Annotated in this window: 3 protein-coding genes; 1 reads left to right on the forward strand and 2 read right to left on the reverse strand. The window is 70.2% G+C overall.

Translation table 11 applies throughout. The features are described from left to right. Both AC5RUH_RS16535 and AC5RUH_RS16540 read right to left on the reverse strand, forming a co-directional pair. Positions 1-630: MFS transporter (locus AC5RUH_RS16535; protein WP_494129134.1), on the reverse strand; the 630-nt coding region annotated here is incomplete at its 3' end. Positions 631-982: 352 nt separating this feature from the next. Next, positions 983-2,329, reverse strand: a complete 1,347-nt coding sequence (locus AC5RUH_RS16540; RefSeq protein WP_494129135.1) for an NAD(P)/FAD-dependent oxidoreductase — start codon at positions 2,327-2,329, stop codon at positions 983-985. A gap of 256 nt (positions 2,330-2,585) precedes the next feature. Here AC5RUH_RS16540 and AC5RUH_RS16545 point away from each other — a divergent pair. After that, positions 2,586-3,077 (forward strand): hypothetical protein (locus tag AC5RUH_RS16545; RefSeq protein WP_494129136.1); only part of this gene is annotated, 492 nt, incomplete at its 3' end.

A 3,077-nucleotide genomic window follows, 5' to 3' on the forward strand; every position in this document is an offset into this window, starting at 1 on the left:
GGCGTCGGCCGGCGGGGTGGCGGAAGGCGCCGCGTGGGCGGGAGGCGCCTTCGCCGCCGTCGTTTCGGTGCCCCGTTCCGGGAGTTGGCGCAGCCCGTAGAGCAACAGCCCGACGGCGACGACGGCCGCCAGGGCGGTGGCGCCTTGCCAGCCGGCCCAGAGCGCGGCGACGGGGAAGAACAAGCCCGAGAACAGCTGGCTGCCCTGAACGCCGGACTGCTTGACCCCGATCCAGCCCGGGCGCTTGGGCGCGGGAACCTGGGTCATGATGATCCGATTCGTGGTCGGGTTGGAAATGGCCTGCGCGGGGCCGGCCAGCAACGCGGCGATCACCAGGACCAGATAGTGGTGGGACAGCGAGGCGACCACCAGTGCCACCGCCGTGCCGGCGAAGATCAGGATCAGCTGGGCGCGGCTGGAAATCCGGTCGCTGAGTTTGCCCAGCCACATGCTGGAGACCGCAGCGCTGGCGAAGATGGCCGTGGCCAGCAGGCCGAATTGGGCCTCGCTGATGCCCAGGTCGTCAATGACCAGCGGGCTGACGGTGCTCAGGCCGTAGTTCAGCAGCGGGCCGACGCCCATGGCGCAGGTCAGGACGAAAAGCAGTGCGCCACTGGGGTGTCTGGACATACTGCTCTCCTCGCTGCCCGGGTCGGGCTCCGTCCAGCAGGCTACTCCCCGCGCCGAACTTCCGGCGGCAGGCTTCGCAGCAGAAGGGTCTCCCGCCGTAACAATGGAGAGTTGGCTCACGTTTGGCGGCGCCGGCTGGACTCGGCCGCCCCAGTGGTGCCAGGACGGACGCGGGAGGGCGCGGGCAGGGGGCTTCCGCACAGCCGGCGGGCAGTCGCGGAGCTACCGGCGGTGACCCGGCACCAACTCAGCCGGGCAGCCCGCGCCTGCGCCCTGCCGGCGGCCTGTCCGACACCTTGCTCTTGCTCGGGCCCTTCCTGCGGCCTGCCGGCCCGCCTGCTTGCCCGGGGGCCTACATCCGGCCCTTCTGCTTGCCGGCGTGTGCCTCCACGAAGGCGCGCCGCGGGTGCTGGGTGGCGCCCATCGACGTGATGTCCCGGCCGCCGAACACCAGCGGGCTCCAGCCTGCCAGCAGGCGCCATTTATGGATCCAGGTGGGCAGCGCCAGTGCGTGGTAGCCCATGGCGGCGTACCAGGCGGGCTTGCCCTTTAGCTCGTAGCCGAAGATCTTCGCGGCGCCCCGGCCGACGCCGTAGGTCGCGACCGTGCCCAGCGATTTGTGCCGGTACTCGGCCGGCGGCCGGCCTTGCACGGCGTTGACCACGTTTTGGGCGAGCAGCTTGGCCTGGCGGACCGCATGCTGGGCGTTCGGCGGGCAGTAGGCCGGCTGCTTCTCCGCTTCCAGATCGGGTACCTGGGCGCAGTCGCCGGCGGCCCATGCGCCGTGCACTACCTGGCCGGCATCTTCGATGACCTGCAGCCGGGCGTTGGCGTTCACGTGTCCCTTCGGGCCGCGCGGCACGTTTGTGTCGTCCAGCACGGGATTGGGCTTCATGCCGGCCGTCCAGATGATGAGACCAGCCGGAATGCGCTCGCCGGTACTGAGCTCGGCCACCGAGTCCTCGCAGGACGGCATGGTGGTGTTCAGCCGCACATCGATGCCGCGCTGGCGCAGCTGGCCCAGGGTCCACTCCGAGAGATTCGGTCCGACCTCGGGGGCAACTCGGTCCAGCGCCTCGACCAGCACCCAGCGCAACTGCGAACGGTCCAGCTCCGGATGCGCGTCCACGGCGAGCTTGGACAGGTCGCTCAACTCGGTCAGGGCCTCGACGCCGGTATACCCTCCGCCGACCACCACGAACGTGAGTGCCCTGGCCCGTTCCTCCGGGTCGCTCGTGCCGGCGGCCAGGGCCACGTTGTCGAGCACCTTGTCACGGCAGTAAACGGCCTCTTCCACGGTCTTGAACCCGATGCCGTGCTGCTCCAGCCCAGGCGTGGGGAAGGTCCTGGTGACCGCACCGACGGCGAAGACCACATGGTCGTAGGCCACCGAAAATTGGTCGCCGCCGAGCTCGAGCAGCCGGGCGTTCTTCGCCTGGACGTCGAGTGAAACCAGCTTGCCGCGGACGATGTCCACCTTCTTCAGCGCGCTGCGGAGGTTGACCGTGACGATCCGCGGTTCGATTTCTCCGCCGCCCACCTCCGGCAGCAGCGGCTGGTACGTCATGTAGGAGTTGGGCTCAACCACCGTGATCCGTGCCGACGACGGTCCCAGCCGCTTGCGGATTCCCCAGGCAGTGTAGAGGCCGACGTAGCCGCCGCCCAGGATGAGTATGTGGGGCGTCGCTGAACTGGTCATGGTCCAGGTTTCCTCCCTGTTTGTCGACAGTGATTCGGTGGTCCTGGTGCATCCTTCGCCGGCAGGTGCGGGGCCGGTCTGCGGCCAGACTAGCACCGCCCCAGACGCAGCTGAACCCTCGGTCGGGCCCCGCTTCCGGCAGGGCCGCATTCGCCGGCCCGCTCCCCCGGCGTGCCCTGCGCGCCCGGCGCACGCGGCTGCCTACAATGTGCTCAGGTGCCCCTATTCGTGGGGCTGTCGTTGGGGAGTAGGAAGCGTGGAGGCGGCTAAGCACACCGTGCACGGGCGGTCGCTCCGCACCTACCGCCGGGCCCGCACCACGCTCTGCGGCGTCATGGTTTTCTGGCTCTGGCTGCTGCTGGGAGCCGCGGCCTTCGTAACCGGCCTGTTTGATTCCCCCGCCAAGGTTTTCCTGGCCATGTATGCCGGCGCCGTTGCCGTGCTGGTCTCCATCCCGGTCGCCTTGCTCGCGGCCATCCTGATGGTACTCAACCGGCCCGAGGCGGGTGGCCGGCGCCGGGCTGGCGAACGGCTTTCGGCCGCGGCACGCGCCGCCGGCCCGGCGATCTCCGCCCTGCCATGGGCGGAGGCCGCAGGTCGTGCCAAGGAGCTGGGCGGCAAGATTGCTCCCGCTTCCCGCAGGATTGGCGCCGCTGCCAAGTCCGGTACGGGGCGGCTGCGCGCCGGTGCCGGACAGTGGCGCGGCGTCGCGGGCCACCGGCCGGGGACACCGCGTGCGCCGCAGCCC

This window comes from Arthrobacter sp. Y3223166 (assembly GCF_059090935.1).